The organism is Bdellovibrio reynosensis (assembly GCF_022814725.1).
GTDB lineage: Bacteria > Bdellovibrionota > Bdellovibrionia > Bdellovibrionales > Bdellovibrionaceae > Bdellovibrio > Bdellovibrio reynosensis.
Map to the genome: position 1 here is coordinate 2,213,933 of NZ_CP093442.1, position 15,976 is coordinate 2,229,908.

Below are 15,976 nucleotides of genomic sequence, written 5' to 3' on the forward strand. Positions count from 1 at the left end.
CCACTTACCCTTCAGGGTGTAAAAAAGGCAGGTAGTGACCAATCTCAAGACAGCCCCGATAGGCATTTTTTTCTTTCTAGTTTCGCTCGAAGGGCCCCCATGGTAAACCTGCTCATCCATTTTTCCCAAAAAACGAAGAGGTTCGCCGTGAAGTTCGAAAAATTCCATCTATCTGAAGATTTAGTCCGTAACCTCAACGACAATGGTTTTTTTAGAACAACGGATATTCAGTACAAGGCAATTCCATCGATCATGAAGGGCGAAGATGTTCTCGCGATCGCCCAAACCGGTACTGGTAAAACTGCAGCCTTTGCGATTCCGATTATTAATGAAATTCATAGCAACAAAAGCAGCAAGCGGTCTTTAGGAATTAAGTGCCTAGTGATGGTGCCAACCCGTGAGCTAGCTCAGCAAATTGGTGAAGTATTTAATCGCCTTTCTAAACACACAAAAGTAAAACCCTTCGCTGTATTCGGCGGGGTTGAACAAGATGCGCAAATCAAAAAACTGGAAGACGGTATTGATATTCTTATCGCCACCCCAGGGCGTATGTTTGATTTGATCAGCCAGGGTTTCATCGATATCAGCCATATTGAAACCTTGGTTCTTGATGAAGCCGATCACATGTTGGATTTGGGATTCATTGAAGACATCGAATCTATTAAGCGTAAAATCACTCGTCGCCATCAGACTTTATTCTTTTCTGCGACGATCAATCCTGAAATTAAAAAATTAGCTTTTTCCCAAGTACGCAGTAATGCCATTCGTATTCAGGTTTCCCCTGAAGATCCAGTTTCTAAAAATGTCGCGCACTTTGTGATGTTTGTGGAAATGGATGATAAGCGCTTTTTCTTGGCGGAATATCTTAAGCAAAACGAAGAAGGAAAGTTTATCATCTTCGTTCGCACCAGAGTCCGCGCTGAACGCGTCGCTAAGGCATTAGAACGTGCAGAGATTCAAAGTCTGACAATTCACGGAGGCAATGATCAAGCAGACCGCGCTGAAGTTATGAAGGCCTTCCGCAATGGTGACTGCAAAGTTTTGATTGCTACTGACGTGAGTGCTCGCGGTATCGATATTCCTGATGTTACGCATGTGATTAACTATGACCTTCCTGAAAAGCCAGAAAACTATGTTCATCGCATCGGACGAACGGGACGCGGTTTCAACAAAGGGATTGCTGTGTCCTTCTGCAGCCAAGAAGAAAAACCTTTGCTAGAGGATGTTGAGACTTTGCTTACGAAAAAAATTGAAGAAATCAAAGTTAGCAAAAATTCTTATCAAGCCATTGTAGCTCAACCCGATTTAGGATTAAGCTTACAAGAAATGGTGTTAGCGGAAGAGGCTCGTTTTTCGAAGGGTAAGAAAAAGAAGTAACATCCTATGTTGCAGTTAGCTTTATTCTTAATTGCAAATTTAATTCTATGTTCAGCATTCGCCAGAACGGTTGTTATAAATGGCGAGGACGACTGGGCTCCGTATTCGTTTGCCTCAAAGGATTATAAAAGCGTTGAAGGTCTGGCTCCTCAAATAGTGCGAGCAGCCTTTAAAGCCCAAGGTGTCACTGCAGTGATTCGTCCCGTTCCTTTTGCTCGATGCCTACATGAAGTCGACCAAGGAAAAGCCGTCGGTTGTTTTGACACTGTTATTAGTAGTGAAACCAAGGATAAATTCATCTTTCATCCGACTCCGCTTTTTAAGGCCGACATTGTCGTTTATGGCCCGTTAAGCGAAAATCCTCGGTCCTTCACTTACAAAGATCTTGAAGGAAAAACTGTTGGGATTACTAACGGCTACACTTATCCTACGGAACTCATCACCAACAAAAAAATCATTCATGCTCCCGGTCCTACCGAAAAGTCACAGGTAGAAAAAGTAGCGAACGGCAGAATCCAATATGCGGTTTTATGGGGCCTTACTGGCATGCATCTATTAAAAGAACGTCCTGATTTAGCTTTGAAAGTAAAACCTTTGGGAGTCATCTCTTCCACGAATCTGTATTTAAGTTTCTCTAAAAAACATAAAGACGGCGCAAAATACGCAGACATTTTAGAAAAAGGTCTGGGGAAAATTATTGCAGACGGCACCTACGAGCGAATCCTGAAGGATTTCAACGCTCGCTATAACCTACAAGATTAATTGTTATCTAAAAGCACTTTGAAGTTCTCTAATGGACGTCCTATAACTGCCACGCCCTTTCCTTGCAGAATGGGACGTTCCATTAAATGCGGTTCTTTAGAGAGTCTATATGCCACTTCTTCTGCAGAATTAACATCAAACGGAGCTTCAGTAAAATCATGTTCCTTTGTTCGCACTAACGAAGATAGCGAGCAATTCAGTTCGGAAATTAATCCTGTAAGCTCTTCTTGTGTAAGTGGATTTTTAATATAGTTGATGATGTGAAAGTTCACTCCTGTTGTTTCTAACAGAGTTAAAGCTTCGCGACTCTTGCTACAATTGGGGTTGTGGTAAAGCTTCCATTGATTCATTTTGTACCTCACGACATCCTATTTATGATCGTATTTTACTAGACCGATGTCGACTTTTCATTCGCGATGTTAAAGCGAAGGTCTTTATTTAGTCGAGTTTAAAGTTCATCTGAACCTTGTTCAGTTCCGCCCTTGCTAAGGTGTTTTTTTTAAAACCCATGGAGGGCTTCACATGTCAAAATGGTCGAAGAAATATTTTACGGCACTAATGCTGTTTGGATTCTTATCGCCTGCATTAGTAAATGCTGGTGTAACTTCAGTGAGCGGCACGACAAACTACGGTCAGGTCACCATCGGCCAGTCAAAGACCACAACTTTCACTATTAAAAATATCGGCAGTCAGAATGTGCGTTTGGATAGCCACTGGTTTTCGGGCTCAACTGAATTTTCTAAAGTTGGCGGTACTTGCGGGTTCAACACGACAAGTGGATGGACTTTAAAGCGCGGCAAATCGTGCACTGTTTTAATTAAATATGCTCCGCAGGTTGCAGGAGCAGTTTCTGGAAAGTTCACTTTCGGTTACTACTTAGGATCTGGATGGACTTGGGAAGAAAACTCAATTTCCTACACTGGTACTGGCGCAAATCCTGTCGTTGTTAATCCAACACCAACACCAACACCGACACCGACTCCTGTTCCCGCAACAGGCTGGTTGAATGTTGTTGGCAACAAAATCGTAAATGCAAATGGACAGACAGTGATTCTGAAAGGTGTGAACATCGCCGATCCAGAGCACTTAAATTTAAAAACGTGGGAGCGTCCTGGAGTTTCTGCTCGCAGTGTTGCGAACTTAGCTACAGACACATACAAAGCTAAAGTTATTCGTTTGCCGATTCTTCCTGGGGATCCAGCGTATCCAAACGAAGGTTTCTTCAGTGCTACGAATGGTTGGGATAAATACTTCAATAACCATATCGCGCCGTTGGTGACTGAGCTTACTAACAAAGGCATCTACGTTATCATCGACCTTCACTATGTTAGCAACTACGACACGCTTTATTCCAAAGTGGAAGCATTCTGGAAATACATGGCGCCGAAGTTTGCGAACAATCCTTACGTGATTTACGAAATGTTCAATGAGCCAATCTATCCAGACAACTGGTCTACTTGGCGTACAACGATTGCTCAGCCAATCGCGAACTTGATCCGCAGTTATGCACCAAACAACTTGTTACTTGTTGGTGGTCCATACTGGTCATCACACATCGCAGGAGCTGCTACTGATCCGGTTCTAGGTAAAAACATTGTTTACGTAGCGCACGTGTATGCGAATCAAACAATTTCGATGTGGGATTCTCGTTACGGTGCCGTTGCTGATAAATATCCTTTATTCATCACAGAGTGGGGATTTGAATCAGGCGGTACAGAAGGTGGCGACATCACTTACGGTCAAAACTTCGAAACGTGGATGAGAAACCGTGGATTAAGTTGGACAGTATGGAGCTTCGATATCCTGTGGGGCCCGCGAATGTTCAATTCCGATTGGACACTAAAACCCGGCCCTGGCGGCATGGGTGTATTTGTTAGGGATTTGCTAGCTCAGTAAATTAAGTTAATCAGAGACAATCAACTAGGTGCCAAGGCGAAAGCTTTGGCACTTTTTTTTGGAAATTGGCGGAGAGAGAGAGATTCGAACTCTCGTTAGGGATTAACCTAAACACGCTTTCCAAGCGTGCGCCATCAGCCACTCGGCCACCTCTCCGCAAACAGGAACGTTTTAAAGAACAGCCAACATAGCATAGTGCATTGTGGCAAATCAAGCAGTCCTTCAGTAACGGACCGTGGAGGCGTTTCCAGTGATGTTTCGCAGTTTGAATTCCATTTTTGGGAAGACGACTCCGCCGCCGAAACCTAATTTAATGGCGATGTGGAAAAGATCGTGGGGACGATTCTTTGCTGGTAACCATGAGCCTTCAAGACCTAAGAAGGCTTCTGCCACTAACCCCAGTCCCCGTCCATACAAGGCGCCGTGCAGTTCATTCACGGTTACGCCACTAGGGATGAATGAAAACATCCACTTGTAGGCAACTTCGAACTTAAGACCGCCGTTATGAAAATCACATAGGAAAAGTTCTGGAACTTTTACGGGCTCGCTGACTCCAGGAATGGACAAGACCGCATCGAAAAGCCAGACGTCGTGATCGAATAATAAAGCTCCGTTCATTCCGGCAGCGTAAAGATAACCTCTTACGGGAATTTTTTCGCCAGGTTCAACTTTGAAAGCTTGTTGCAAAGATAGAATGAGTTGATCGATTTGTTCCTGATTCAAGCTGGTGTTCTTTTTTAAAGAATCAACAAGTGTTTCGCGGCTCATACCCTCATCAGAAAAATTGGCGCTACTTACACTTTGAAAAAGCAAAACTAAAATAAAAACGAAGCTGATCAATTTTTTCACTTACGTACTCCCGTTTTTTTGATGATACACAGATTTGCCGATAGCAATAATCCAATTTCAACAGATCAATGAAAAGACAACAGAACACGCGCCACCTTGACTGAATCTTCAAAACACTCCAGCCTCATGCTGTGAAATCATTTTTAATCTTACCTTTCTTAATACTGTTTAACTTGGCCGGTGCCTCTGCGCGCAAAGGACAGACTATGACTTACCCTTCCCGGCAAATCACAACTTCCATCAACCGCTCGCCAAGCGAAGTTTATGAATTCACTGCCAATCCTGAAAACATGCCGAAATGGGCTGAGGGCTTAAGCAAATCTAAAAATGACCAAATCTGGTGATTACTGGATAGCAGATTCACCGATGGGAAGTGTTAAAGTAAAGTTCACAGAGAAAAATAAGTTCGGCGTGCTTGATCACGATGTGACTCTTCCAAATGGCGACGTAAATCACAACCCCCTACGGGTCGTAAAAAATGGCGATGGTAGCGAAGTTATCTTTACACTTTACCGCCTGCCAAAAGTTTCTGATATCGATTATGAAAAAGATGCCTCGGCAGTGAAAGCAGACTTGCAGAAGCTAAAATCAATTCTAGAAAAATAAAGCTCTCAGCCAAAAAAGGCGAAAGCCCCGGCGGGACGGCACGGGGCTTTCTGGAGGAGAGTCACAATTTTAGGACGGGAAAGGTTAGGCAGTTTGAATTTCAATTTGGCGGGGTTTTGCGGAAGCAGCTTTTGGAATAAATAGTTCTAACACTCCATCTTCATAACGGGCTTCGACTTTTTCTGCGTCTACTGAAGACGGAATTGTGAAGCTGCGTTTGAAGAAGCCATAGGATTTTTCGTAACGTTGTACTGTTTCTTTTTTTTCAGAAACTTCGCGCTTACGTTCTCCTGAGATGGTTAAAAGTTTATCTACCAACTCAATTTTAATGTCGCTTTTTTTCATTCCCGGCAAATCAACACTTAATAAATAGTGCTCTTCTGCTTCGGAAATTTCACAAACCGGAGAGAATGATCTTTCATCATAGACCGGCTGTGTGAAGAGTCTGTCCATTTCTCCTAAAAGATTAGAAGACAGAGTTCTTGTTGGCCAATAGGTTGCTAATGTTCTCATTTCAAACCTCCTTCAATGAGATTTCATAATTGAACTTGTTATCTTTATTTAAATTGTCAATGTTACTTCTGATTTAACTTCTTATGAACAGAGTGAAAAGAGCCATAAAACCCATCATAACGATGAACCTATGAAGAGTATTGGCAACTTTTGATTGCAGTGAATTACGCCTGTACTTCATATGTACGTCCCCTTTCATGATCTAAAGATCTGTTCGAAATAAAAAGTGTCAAGGCGACGTCAAAAATTTTTTTTAAAAATTTTCTTCTTTGCTTTTTTTGCAGAGCGTGGACAACGGTCCGTTTAAATTTGATACTAACCCCATAGGAAGGTCCTGATGCGCAAAGTCTCTGCTTTCAATTCAATTTCTTTAGATGGCTATTTTACTGACAAAAATTCGGACATGAGTTGGGCCCACTGTGCACCCCCTGATGAAGACTTTGATAACTTTGTAAAAGGGAATGCTGGAGGCGGTGGCACACTATTATTCGGAAGAAAAACTTTTCAGATGATGGAAAGTTTTTGGCCTACAGAAGAAGCAAAAAAAATGATGCCGGAAATAGCTGATGGAATGAATAGAATGGAGAAAATAGTTTTCTCTAAAACTCTTTCTGATGTCACATGGAATAACAGCCGACTTGTAAAAGGTGATTTGGTTGAGGAAGTTCGCAAACTTAAAAACCAAGATGGAATTGATATAACAATTCTAGGAAGCGGCTCGATTATTTCCCAACTTTCTGAAGCTGGCTTAATCGATGACTACTCAGTCGTAGTTATACCCGTTGTTTTAGGCTCAGGAAGAACTCAGTTTGAAGGTTTACAAAAAATCCTTAATCTAAAGCTGACAAACTCGCGCACATTCAAGAATGGGAATGTTTTTCTGTCTTATTCCCCATCGTAAACGCCAACCCGGACTTAGGGCTTGGCCCAAAATCCGGCTCTTTTGACAGAATTTTTAAAGTTAGCAGCCCAGAGTTTTCTTGTTATCAAATTCTAGTTATCCTTTCTTTGTGATTCACCATAAAAAATCCATTCTTGGGCTGGCGGTGCTGGCTTTCTTTTTTTCTATCACTCCGTTATCGGCAAAAGCTGGTATTCCAGATGTACGTTGTCAGTTGATCAATCAATGTGACAGCTCATCTCGCGGAAGCAGTGGCGGAGACGGTGGAGCCCCAAGCACTGGATCGAAAGTTAAGATCAATCCTGCGGCAGTTCCCACGGAAAAAGGTTATGGTATCGAATCGATTTTTTTTAAAAGCGAAGGGGACCTTTCGTTCGTTCGCGGGACAGGGCGCTTCGGTGCTGCAATTTCCCCGTCAAACAGTGAAGATACCTTTTTCGGCCAACCGGGTTTTGAATATTCCTTTCAAACTCAAGACCGCAAAACAGAGCGTGAAAAGTTCCCAAATAACAAGATCACTTTGGCAACAGCCTTCAATCTTTTAGAAAAAACGGGTTCAGGTCTTAACAATTACTCTGTAAACCTTGGTGTGATGGCTCGCTACAATAAGATCAGCTACGGTACTACGGGCGGTGGTGGTCTGAATGGTTCGCTTGGGGCTTTCTCGTTTGGATATTCAGTTTATAACGATCAAAGTGCAATGTCCTATGATGATGGCTTTGGCGGAAATGCTTATGACGTCGTCAAGTACCAGGTTCACACTTACAATCTGGGTTTATTCCTGCATTCATTGTCTTTAGATTATTCAAATCTAAAAGTCCTAGTTCCAGATTATGTCGAACCGGCGTTTGCAACAGTGCAAACTTACACTGCGACTTTATCTACGAAAAGAGCCATCTTCACTCTGTCTCAACGAGTGGAGGAATCTCCAACCATGGCTTATAACTATGAAACCAAACAGATGGAGAATAAAAGCGTCAAAATTGAATACTTTGGCGGAGTCCGTTTCGGCGTTACGAAGAACATCATGCTTGGCGCACTTTACAATTACTACCTGTTACGAGAGTTTTCTCTTTCAACGACGCTGTACTTTTAATACCGTATTCCGCGACAGTTCATGAATCCTGAGCCGGTTAACCACTTTGCGATTAACACACAGGCACCGATTTTTATGTCAATTTTACAGTGATTTCGCTGTCTTTTTTGAATTTTACGGTAATTCGCAGGCCCTTCTTTGAGGACCTATTTAGGCGTGCTAGGTATATGCCATGGCAAGCTTTACTGATTCAATCGCAAATCTTATTTCGCTCGTAGTTCAAACTCCCCACTTGGAATCTGCATGGTTAAATACGCTTTCACATATGGAGCATTTAGCGGCAGAACAAATCATGGGTAACATCTCTAAGTCGACCCCAAAAGAATACATTCCAGAGATTCAAAACCACGCTGATGATGAATACCGTCACCGTGATGTGATCTTAAACTTACGTCCCCATGCAGAGCCGTTAAACGAATCTTATCGCCTGCTTCGCCAAAGACTTAGCAACATCGCTGAGTCCTTCGTGATGGGATATTTCGCCAATCCAGTATTGGTTCAAGCTTCATCTCGATTCACAGCTTATGTTCACGGCGCTATCACTATCGAACAGTTCCCTTTCCAAATTTATTCAGTGTATATCGATGGCACCCGCGATCCAAAAATCCGCGAGGCCATGAAACAAGTTTTGTCTGAAGAAAATGCCCATATCGCTTTAGGAAGAAAGTTCCGCGATTCTTTACCAGCTGAAGATCAAATTTCTTTGCAACAGCTTCAAGCCATTGAAAAAGACATGTGCTTAAAAATGGTTCTTAGAATGACTGACTTGGTACAAGAATTCATCGACGCCGATGAAAAGAACTTAGCTGATCTAAAACCAAGTTCGCAGCTAGTAGCGATGATCTCGGACCGTCCTTATGCAACATACGCTTGGACTTATGCTTTAGCTAACGGCGAAGAAACCGCTGCACGACACATGCAAAGAATCTTCAACGATCGCAACATCCCGCAACCGCCTTCTATGCAAGAACACGTTGATGATGAAATCCGTCATACACAGATGTTACAACGTTGCATCCTTTTGGATCGCCGCGTGTATTCAAAAACGGACGTCTATAAACAGCTTGAAAAGTCGATGATCCGCGCTTCCAACAGATATCTGCTAGGTTATTTCAGTGCGCTTATGAAAGAAATCAAAGAGCCTGAAATGCTTTATCTTTACGGCGCTTGGGGCTTAGAGATGAGAGTATTTAAACACTACTCTGAAATTCAACGCACTACTGATAACATGAGCCTAGCCCACACCATCGCTGTCATCCTTAACGATGAAGCTGAACATACAAAAATGGTGAATAACAACCTGACAGAGAAAAACTACTTCGATCCTGAAATTCTGAAGTTCGTAAAACAGATCGAAGAAGAACAGTTTGAAAAATTCTGCGCGCAAGGCGTTCATTTAATTGTTGAAGCCGAGGCAGCAGGAAGTTTCGTTCCTCCATATAAAGTTGTAGAAAACCAAGTAAACTCAACACCGACTTTGGCATCTTCCCCAGTTATGGAGCTGCAATAATGTCCGTTGCTTTTATTTTTCCTGGGTTAAATTCGTTGATGCGAAAATCAGATCGCGCGCGATTCCTTCACCTTCCAGAGGTGCAGGATTACTTTGCCCGCGCTGAAAACGTCATTAGTGACCGCTTTAATAAGAAATTTGATTTTAAAGAATTCCTAGAGCTGCCCGCTGAAGAAATCTATTCTTTAAAAAACATCAGTTTAGCTGCTGTGGCTATCTGTTCTATTCAGTCAGGCGTAGCGCAAAGATTAAAAGATAAAGTCGGTGAACCTGATTGGGTTATGGGTTGTTCACTGGGTGACCTAGCTCGCGCTGTATTCGCAGGAGCATATGCTTTTGAAGACGCCGTTTTTAATCACATCTGGTTCACGCAAAGAATCGATGGTATCGACCAAATCGGTAAAAACATCGGTGTTCTAGCACCAAAGGGCGAAGTTTTCGGTGCAGAGGACTTTGCGTGGTTTGATGAAACCGCTGTGGATGTTTCTTGTCTTACACCAAGATTTTTAAACATTGGTGGCCGCTATGCTGACCTTAACAAGGTTGAAGAGCGCGCGAAGGAAAAGAACTGGAATGTTATCACTATTCTAGAATACCCTGCGCACTCTCGTTACATCTTGCCTTACGTGCAAGCGGTTGAAAGTGATTTTCATGAAGTGAAAGCGTTTAAACCGAAGATTTCGGTTTTCTCAAGCCTAAGCACCCAACCATTGGAAGATCCCGAACTTATTAAGCAGGAATTCCTATTAAGCATCACTCGCCCTATTCATTGGTCACAAGCGGTGCAACAGTTAGTAAATGATAAGAACATTAAACAGTTCATTAACATCGGCCCTTGCCGAAGTTTGTCGGGCTTAATGCGCGATATTCCTGTGCAAGTTGAAACAAAAGAAGCTTTTGAAATTTTAGCGTAATAAAAAAGGCTCTAGTTTCGCTAGAGCCTTTTCTTTATCTTTTCTTTAAAAACCCAGATCCGGATTTACCGTGCCCACTCGATTTTTTGTGGGGACTATTTTTAGCGAATGTCTTTCCTGCTAACGGAGATTTACCAGATTTGGGTTTGTATTCTGGCTTACCCGCTTTAGGAGCAGAACCTTTTCGAAAGTCTTTTTTATCTTCAGGTTTACCACCACGAGCAAACTTCTTTGAACGATCAATAAAGGTGAACTTAGCATCAAGCTTAACTTCATCAGCGCCTTGCAAATAAGCTTTAATCTTTTGATACATGCGATGATCAGAAGGAGTTACAAATGTAATTGCCTGGCCTGAACGGCCCGCGCGCGCTGTTCTTCCGATTCTGTGAAGGAAGTCTTCTGACTGAAAAGGTAAATCAAAGTTAATAACGTGATCAACGTGAGGCACATCAAGTCCCCGAGCTAAAAGATCCGTCGCAACTAAGACGCGAATATCGCCTTCGCGAAACTCACGCACCACGCGGTTGCGTTGTCCTTGCGAAAGTCCGCCATGAATCAAATCAGTTTCATAACCGTATTCTTTTAAATGAGCCCCAAGACCTTCACAACTTTCCTGGCTTCCAGTGAAAACGATAACTCCACCTTTAGTAGCATTAAGCTCATCTAGGATGTGATCGTTTTTCATCGTCCGATCTAGGAACACTACTTTTTGCTTAAGACTCGTAACTGGCTCTTCTGCTTTTCCTGAACGAATCATAAAAGCATTGGATTTCATAAATAACTGGGCAATAGATTCGACAGCCTGGCCGAAACTTGCTGAAAACATCAATGTCTGAGTATTCCCACGCAAAGTATTTTGAATGAATTTAAGTTGTGGGGCAAAACCCATATCCAACATACGGTCTGCTTCATCGATCACAACGATCTCAACACCTTGAAGTAAAAGTTTATTTCCTGTCAGGTGATCATTCAGACGACCGGGAGTTGCTACAATAAGACGAGGATTTTTCTTAAGCTGATTTGCTTGTTTTGAACCCGTACTACCGCCAATAGCAAGACAAACTGAAACCGGCATCTCAACACAAAGCTCTAGGAAAACCTTATAGATCTGCTGAGCCATCTCGCGACTAGGTGCTAGCACCAAAGCGCGTGCCTCAGGCTTTTTATGAAGTGTGGTAAGCAACGAAAGCGCAAAAGCCAACGTCTTGCCACTTCCCGTTTGCGCAACAGCCACTAGGTCAGATCCTTGTAAGCTGACGGGAATAACCTCTGCCTGAACCGGCGTTGGTTTTTTTATAGCCATTTTTCCAAGAGCTGTTAACAGCACCGGAGCTAATGACATTTCCTGAAAGCTATTCTGACGTAAAGTAGAGGTTTGAAATTTCATAGGGAAGGATCTAACACATCCACCCTATCGAGGTAAGCCTTTTACGAACGAATGATAAGAAATATCGCTAAAGCAAACGTGGAAATCAAAAACAACCAGCGCCAGGATTCTGCTATAAATCGGTTCATATTTACATAATCTAGTGAGGAATCTTTTGGTTGTCATGCAGAAATAAAAAAGCCCCGCCATAGGCAGGGCTTTTCGCTAGAACAAGGGTAATTCTAGTTGCGAAGTTCTACGACCGTCTCGCACACTTGTACGTCTTCTTTAACAGTGTACTTAACGCCGTAATCATCCGTGTACGGAGTTTTCAAAGTCGTCGTCGTCACTGTCACGCCGTCTTTACGTTTTTCTTCAACAGTCACGTAATCACGGATCGGCAGGTAAGAGTTATTATGTTTTACTGATACTTCGCGGGACTCTTTACCTTTAACTTCTTCAATTTTTACGTTTGAAAATTCACTGGTGCGAGTGTCACTTTTTCCGTCGGCACTTTCAAATTGATAGCCGTCTTTACCGGTTTGAATGGTTTTTACTTTCACAGAAGTTTTCTTATAGCCTTCACCCAACTTGGAAACTTTTTTATCCGTTAAACTTGTGTAGCTATAAGCGTACTTACCACTCAGTTCCTTGTTTTCTCCTTGGGCTTTATAAATCACAACAGTCGTTTCACCCGAAGTCGAAACCTTTTCTTTACCTTCACCAAGCTCTACAACTGTTCTGCGAACCGTGGTTTTACTGTCATTGATTTCTGTATAAGAAGTGCCGTCTTCAAGAACGATATCGCTGGTAGTTTTAAACGAACAATTTACTTTTTCAGTGCGGGTTTTTACCGCTTTGGCGTTAGCCACTGTACCTAAAGAAAGAACCGCCACACAAACCGCTAAAGCAAGAGCCGACTTATTCGCTTTCATACCCGTTCCTTGTTAAGTTAAATCTGAATGAAACCAGGTATAACAGATTTTGTTCGGACGCCGTTGAACAAATCACACGGCTCGAAAAGGTTTTCATGGATGTCAAAAAGATCGACAGCACGGATGTGCTAAAAATGCTTTCTTCTGGATGTCTGCATCAGCTCTTCTGCAGCTAATACGAGCTCATGATGGTTGGTGGGATGGTCAAACCAGTCACCATTTAAAAATAGCGTGGGCGTATTGATGACTCCGCTTTTTACGCCGTCCCTGTAATCACGTTCAATTCGTTTCATTAAATCAGGGTTGGCCATGTCCCCTTGAAACAGTTCCATATCAAGGCCAATCATTTGCGCGAATTTATTTATACTTTGTTCATCAATGGTATCGAAGTTTTGAAACAACATATGGTGCATTGGCCAAAACATTCCTTGGCGGCTAGCCGCTTCAGCAGCCATAGCCCCGATGATTGCGTGACGATGTAAACCTTGAACCGGAAAATACCGAAACGAATAACAAATGCTGCCCTTAAGTTCCTTTAAAACATTTTCAATTTCATAAAAGGCTTTAGCACTATAGGGACATTGGAAATCACCATATTCGACCAAGATAATAGGAGCATGAAGGGGGCCGCGATAATGATCTTTTTCGCTCACTGAAGAATTCAATCTCATGAGTTTCTCCTTCGAATTTAATCTCGACGGTTCAGGGCATCCACCGCATTCAAAATTGCATCAGCTTTGATTTTAATGCCTTCAGGTGCCAAATAGCTCCACGAAATCACACCTTCTTGATCAATCACAAAGATTGCCCGGTCACAAACGCCATTATTCTCGTCGTAAATCCCGTATTTTCTCGCAACCTCTCCTTTAGGCTGAAAATCAGCCAGTAGCGGAAAGTGTAGTTTCCTTTCATTACTAAATGCTAAGTGGGACCAAGGTGCATCGAGTGAAATAGCCACCAGTGCAGAGTCGCACTCTTGAAGTTGCTGAAGAATGTTTTCACATACATCCAAGTCCTCGCACTGAGGACTCCAATCTGCGGGATAAAAAACCAACACCAAAGGTTTGCCTAAAAGATCTTTCAAGCAGAGCTTCTGATCCGGAGCAGAGGCTAAACAGAAATCCGGTGCCTGATTTCCTGGAGAAAGAATAGTGGTATATCCGTGACCGTATCTTTCGGCGGTATGCATGTGCACATTCCAGTTTTAGATTTTTGTGAACCGATGTTGGAAGTTTAAATGTTCATTACAGAGCGAAGAATAAGAAATTATTTCTTCACTAATAATACAATCTTTCCAGTGTGTGCACTGGATTCCATCAGTTCATGGGCCTCTTTTACCTGACTAAGGGGAAAGGTTTTGTATATCACTGGTTGTAATCTTCCATCATTTAACAGGGGCCACACTCTTTGCAGAAGTGAATCCGCGATTTTTGTTTTTTCTTCGGAAGATCGTGGGCGCAAAGTTGAACCCATCAAGGTCAAACGCTTTGCCATCATCACTCTTAAATCAAGTTCCACCGCAGCGCCTTGAATCGTTGCAATTTGCACCAGGCGACCCTTAAGACTTAAACAAGTTAGGTTGCGGCGAAAGTATTCCCCACCCACCATATCAAGGATAACGTCGACCCCTTTACCGGCAGTTTGGTCTTTAATAACGGTGACGAAATCTTCTTTTTTGTATTCGATGACGACATTGGCGCCCAACTCTTTACATTGCGCCACAGACTCTTCTTTTCCTACCGTCGTAAAAACTTTTGCACCAAAAGCATGGGCAAGTTGAATCGCCGTAGTGCCAATTCCTCCAGAACCACCATGAATCAAAATGCTTTCTCCGTTTTTTAATCCGGCACTTTCAAAAACATTGGTCCACACAGTGAAAAAAGTTTCCGGCAAGGCAGCTGCTTGCACAAGATCCATATCATCAGGAATCGGCAAACATTGTCCCTCAGGAACGGCGACGTATTCGGCATAACCTCCGCCATTTACTAATGCACAAATGAAATCGCCGACCTTCCAGCGCTTCACTTCTTTTCCTATCGCCACAATCCTTCCTGAAACTTCTAAGCCAAGAATGTCTGAAGCGCCCGGTGGCGGAGGATAAGTACCTTGCCTTTGCGCGCAGTCAGGACGGTTAACGCCAGCAGCATGAACTTCAATCACAACTTCTTTAGGACCGGGTTCGGGACGAGGACGTTCGACGATTTTTAAAACCTCGGGTCCTCCGGGCGAACTGACTTCAACTGCTAACATACTGACTCCTTCACGACGAGACTTTATGGTTCATGGAACCCTTGGGTCATTCAACGAATACTTCTACATAGTTCTAGTCCAATGACCAGCAAGAAAACCTTAAGTCTCTGTGCTAATCAGCGATAAGGAATAGATGGCACTGTGGAGACGTTTAAGTATTTCAATTTTATTTTTTGCCGTAAATGCATGGAGTGATGAAAGCTCTGTCTACACCTGCCGTTTTGCCAATGACAGCCATGGTTTTTCATCGGTGCGCATGAAAAAGTTTTTTAGTCCCACCGACAATATGGAGTTAGGCAAAGTTGATCTAATCCAAAACTTTATTGTCGTCGAAAGCACCGCAACCAAGATTTACCAAATTCCCTTATGGGAACGAGATACTTTTATTCAGATGTGGTATTCCCCCACAGTGCGGGTTGATGCCCAGCTTTCCCATTCGCAAGGCCTGGCGGAGTTTTCTGCCACCTATAGCAAAGGGTCCGATAAATTTGCCCTAGTGTGTGTCGAACTTAAATAGCTGATCTTTTCCACGGTTTTTAAGAACATTTAAGCTTCAGGTTTGTTAAAAATAAGTGAAAAAAACCAAAAAATGACGAGGACTTCCCAGTCCGATTAAAAGTATGCAATAAATACTTCAATAAACTAAAATGAATTGTAAACTCCAGTAGATTTCAAGCATAAGGAGTGCATGGAAATGTCTAGAGTGAAAGTTGAAATCGATGCTGACTTGCAGGATCTAATTCCCCAGTTCGTCGAGAATCGCAAAAAAGATATCGCGACCCTTGAAGAACTCGTTGAGAAGAACGACCTGACCGCTATTTCTCAACTAGCACACAAGATTAAAGGCGCAGCGGCTGGCTACGGTTTTAACGAGCTTAGCGACCTTGCTGCGCAAATGGAACAGTCTGCGAAAGCTGGCGACAGCTCTCCTCTAAAAGACCTAGTGAAAAAGATGCGCATTCACTTTTTAAGTGTCGATATTCACTACGTTACTATGTAAA

Annotated in this window: 19 protein-coding genes and 1 tRNA gene; 11 read left to right on the top strand and 9 right to left on the bottom strand. The window is 42.7% G+C overall.

What is annotated here, in order from left to right; all coding sequences use genetic code 11:
• Positions 1–147 precede the first annotated feature (147 nt).
• Positions 148–1,377, top strand: coding sequence for a DEAD/DEAH box helicase (locus MNR06_RS10375; RefSeq protein WP_243535751.1), 1,230 nt, complete (start codon positions 148–150; stop codon positions 1,375–1,377).
• 6 nt (positions 1,378–1,383) lie between these two features.
• Positions 1,384–2,139: a substrate-binding periplasmic protein gene (locus tag MNR06_RS10380; protein WP_243535753.1), complete on the top strand. Its 756-nt coding sequence runs from the start codon at positions 1,384–1,386 to the stop codon at positions 2,137–2,139.
• Here MNR06_RS10380 and MNR06_RS10385 read toward each other — a convergent pair.
• A complete protein-coding gene (locus MNR06_RS10385; RefSeq protein WP_243535754.1) occupies positions 2,136–2,489 on the bottom strand; it encodes an ArsC/Spx/MgsR family protein in 354 nt (117 codons plus the stop codon). The two genes, MNR06_RS10380 and MNR06_RS10385, sit on opposite strands and share 4 nt — an antisense overlap.
• A gap of 172 nt (positions 2,490–2,661) precedes the next feature.
• On the opposite strand from MNR06_RS10385, the gene MNR06_RS10390 reads away from it, so the two are divergent.
• Positions 2,662–4,035, top strand: a complete 1,374-nt coding sequence (locus MNR06_RS10390; RefSeq protein WP_243535756.1) for a cellulase family glycosylhydrolase — start codon at positions 2,662–2,664, stop codon at positions 4,033–4,035.
• Between the two features lie 66 nt (positions 4,036–4,101).
• Here MNR06_RS10390 and MNR06_RS10395 read toward each other — a convergent pair.
• A tRNA-Ser gene (locus MNR06_RS10395) sits at positions 4,102–4,191 on the bottom strand.
• Between the two features lie 66 nt (positions 4,192–4,257).
• Positions 4,258–4,884: a hypothetical protein gene (locus tag MNR06_RS10400; RefSeq protein WP_243535758.1), complete on the bottom strand. Its 627-nt coding sequence runs from the start codon at positions 4,882–4,884 to the stop codon at positions 4,258–4,260.
• Between the two features lie 206 nt (positions 4,885–5,090).
• Here MNR06_RS10400 and MNR06_RS10405 point away from each other — a divergent pair, with 206 nt between their 5' ends.
• A complete protein-coding gene (locus MNR06_RS10405) occupies positions 5,091–5,228 on the top strand; it encodes an SRPBCC family protein (protein WP_243535759.1) in 138 nt (45 codons plus the stop codon).
• A complete protein-coding gene (locus MNR06_RS10410; protein WP_243535761.1) occupies positions 5,212–5,490 on the top strand; it encodes a hypothetical protein in 279 nt (92 codons plus the stop codon). Before MNR06_RS10405 ends, MNR06_RS10410 begins: the two co-directional genes overlap by 17 nt.
• Before the next feature lie 84 nt (positions 5,491–5,574).
• Here the strand turns inward: MNR06_RS10410 and MNR06_RS10415 are convergent, their stop codons facing one another.
• A complete protein-coding gene (locus MNR06_RS10415; RefSeq protein ID WP_243535763.1) occupies positions 5,575–6,003 on the bottom strand; it encodes an Hsp20/alpha crystallin family protein in 429 nt (142 codons plus the stop codon).
• Between the two features lie 337 nt (positions 6,004–6,340).
• Here MNR06_RS10415 and MNR06_RS10420 point away from each other — a divergent pair, with 337 nt between their 5' ends.
• The 4 genes from MNR06_RS10420 (at position 6,341) to MNR06_RS10435 (ending at position 10,424) form a co-directional block, all read left to right on the top strand.
• Complete coding sequence (locus MNR06_RS10420; protein WP_243535765.1) at positions 6,341–6,904, top strand: dihydrofolate reductase family protein; 564 nt, start codon at positions 6,341–6,343, stop codon at positions 6,902–6,904.
• A 79-nt stretch (positions 6,905–6,983) separates the two neighbouring features.
• Positions 6,984–8,000 (top strand): hypothetical protein, encoded by a 1,017-nt coding sequence (locus MNR06_RS10425; protein WP_243535767.1) that lies wholly within the window; start codon positions 6,984–6,986, stop codon positions 7,998–8,000.
• 172 nt (positions 8,001–8,172) lie between these two features.
• The gene (locus tag MNR06_RS10430; protein ID WP_243535769.1) at positions 8,173–9,510 is read left to right on the top strand and encodes a ferritin-like domain-containing protein; all 1,338 of its coding nucleotides are present in this window, start codon (positions 8,173–8,175) and stop codon (positions 9,508–9,510) included.
• Positions 9,510–10,424 (top strand): acyltransferase domain-containing protein, encoded by a 915-nt coding sequence (locus tag MNR06_RS10435; RefSeq protein WP_243535771.1) that lies wholly within the window; start codon positions 9,510–9,512, stop codon positions 10,422–10,424. Before MNR06_RS10430 ends, MNR06_RS10435 begins: the two co-directional genes overlap by 1 nt.
• Before the next feature lie 34 nt (positions 10,425–10,458).
• Here MNR06_RS10435 and MNR06_RS10440 read toward each other — a convergent pair whose 3' ends face one another.
• The 5 genes from MNR06_RS10440 to MNR06_RS10460 all read right to left on the bottom strand — a co-directional run bounded on the left by MNR06_RS10440 (position 10,459) and on the right by MNR06_RS10460 (position 14,975).
• A complete protein-coding gene (locus MNR06_RS10440; protein WP_243535773.1) occupies positions 10,459–11,811 on the bottom strand; it encodes a DEAD/DEAH box helicase in 1,353 nt (450 codons plus the stop codon).
• A gap of 221 nt (positions 11,812–12,032) precedes the next feature.
• On the bottom strand, positions 12,033–12,725 hold the full coding sequence (locus tag MNR06_RS10445; RefSeq protein WP_243535774.1) for a hypothetical protein: 693 nt from the start codon (positions 12,723–12,725) through the stop codon (positions 12,033–12,035).
• Between the two features lie 128 nt (positions 12,726–12,853).
• The gene (locus MNR06_RS10450; protein WP_243535777.1) at positions 12,854–13,396 is read right to left on the bottom strand and encodes a DsbA family protein; all 543 of its coding nucleotides are present in this window, start codon (positions 13,394–13,396) and stop codon (positions 12,854–12,856) included.
• Between the two features lie 17 nt (positions 13,397–13,413).
• Complete coding sequence (locus tag MNR06_RS10455; RefSeq protein ID WP_243535779.1) at positions 13,414–13,914, bottom strand: redoxin domain-containing protein; 501 nt, start codon at positions 13,912–13,914, stop codon at positions 13,414–13,416.
• Between the two features lie 77 nt (positions 13,915–13,991).
• Positions 13,992–14,975, bottom strand: a complete 984-nt coding sequence (locus MNR06_RS10460) for an NAD(P)H-quinone oxidoreductase (RefSeq protein ID WP_243535782.1) — start codon at positions 14,973–14,975, stop codon at positions 13,992–13,994.
• A gap of 133 nt (positions 14,976–15,108) precedes the next feature.
• On the opposite strand from MNR06_RS10460, the gene MNR06_RS10465 reads away from it, so the two are divergent.
• Both MNR06_RS10465 and MNR06_RS10470 read left to right on the top strand, forming a co-directional pair.
• Entirely contained in the window at positions 15,109–15,492 is a 384-nt protein-coding gene (locus tag MNR06_RS10465; protein ID WP_243535784.1) for a cell wall hydrolase, read from the top strand.
• 177 nt (positions 15,493–15,669) lie between these two features.
• Complete coding sequence (locus MNR06_RS10470; protein WP_243535786.1) at positions 15,670–15,975, top strand: Hpt domain-containing protein; 306 nt, start codon at positions 15,670–15,672, stop codon at positions 15,973–15,975.
• Position 15,976: the final 1 nt, after the last annotated feature.

Bases quoted from the DNA above. Each gene is read 5' to 3' on its own strand.
- MNR06_RS10380 (WP_243535753.1), top strand. From the start codon at position 1,384: ATGTTGCAGTTAGCTTTATTCTTAATTGCAAATTTAATTCTATGTTCA.
- MNR06_RS10385 (WP_243535754.1), bottom strand. From the start codon at position 2,489: ATGAATCAATGGAAGCTTTACCACAACCCCAATTGTAGCAAGAGTCGC.
- MNR06_RS10390 (WP_243535756.1), top strand. From the start codon at position 2,662: ATGTCAAAATGGTCGAAGAAATATTTTACGGCACTAATGCTGTTTGGA.
- MNR06_RS10405 (WP_243535759.1), top strand. From the start codon at position 5,091: ATGACTTACCCTTCCCGGCAAATCACAACTTCCATCAACCGCTCGCCA.
- MNR06_RS10410 (WP_243535761.1), top strand. From the start codon at position 5,212: ATGACCAAATCTGGTGATTACTGGATAGCAGATTCACCGATGGGAAGT.
- MNR06_RS10415 (WP_243535763.1), bottom strand. From the start codon at position 6,003: ATGAGAACATTAGCAACCTATTGGCCAACAAGAACTCTGTCTTCTAAT.
- MNR06_RS10420 (WP_243535765.1), top strand. From the start codon at position 6,341: ATGCGCAAAGTCTCTGCTTTCAATTCAATTTCTTTAGATGGCTATTTT.
- MNR06_RS10430 (WP_243535769.1), top strand. From the start codon at position 8,173: ATGGCAAGCTTTACTGATTCAATCGCAAATCTTATTTCGCTCGTAGTT.
- MNR06_RS10435 (WP_243535771.1), top strand. From the start codon at position 9,510: ATGTCCGTTGCTTTTATTTTTCCTGGGTTAAATTCGTTGATGCGAAAA.
- MNR06_RS10440 (WP_243535773.1), bottom strand. From the start codon at position 11,811: ATGAAATTTCAAACCTCTACTTTACGTCAGAATAGCTTTCAGGAAATG.
- MNR06_RS10445 (WP_243535774.1), bottom strand. From the start codon at position 12,725: ATGAAAGCGAATAAGTCGGCTCTTGCTTTAGCGGTTTGTGTGGCGGTT.
- MNR06_RS10450 (WP_243535777.1), bottom strand. From the start codon at position 13,396: ATGAGATTGAATTCTTCAGTGAGCGAAAAAGATCATTATCGCGGCCCC.
- MNR06_RS10455 (WP_243535779.1), bottom strand. From the start codon at position 13,914: ATGCATACCGCCGAAAGATACGGTCACGGATATACCACTATTCTTTCT.
- MNR06_RS10460 (WP_243535782.1), bottom strand. From the start codon at position 14,975: ATGTTAGCAGTTGAAGTCAGTTCGCCCGGAGGACCCGAGGTTTTAAAA.
- MNR06_RS10465 (WP_243535784.1), top strand. From the start codon at position 15,109: ATGGCACTGTGGAGACGTTTAAGTATTTCAATTTTATTTTTTGCCGTA.
- MNR06_RS10470 (WP_243535786.1), top strand. From the start codon at position 15,670: ATGTCTAGAGTGAAAGTTGAAATCGATGCTGACTTGCAGGATCTAATT.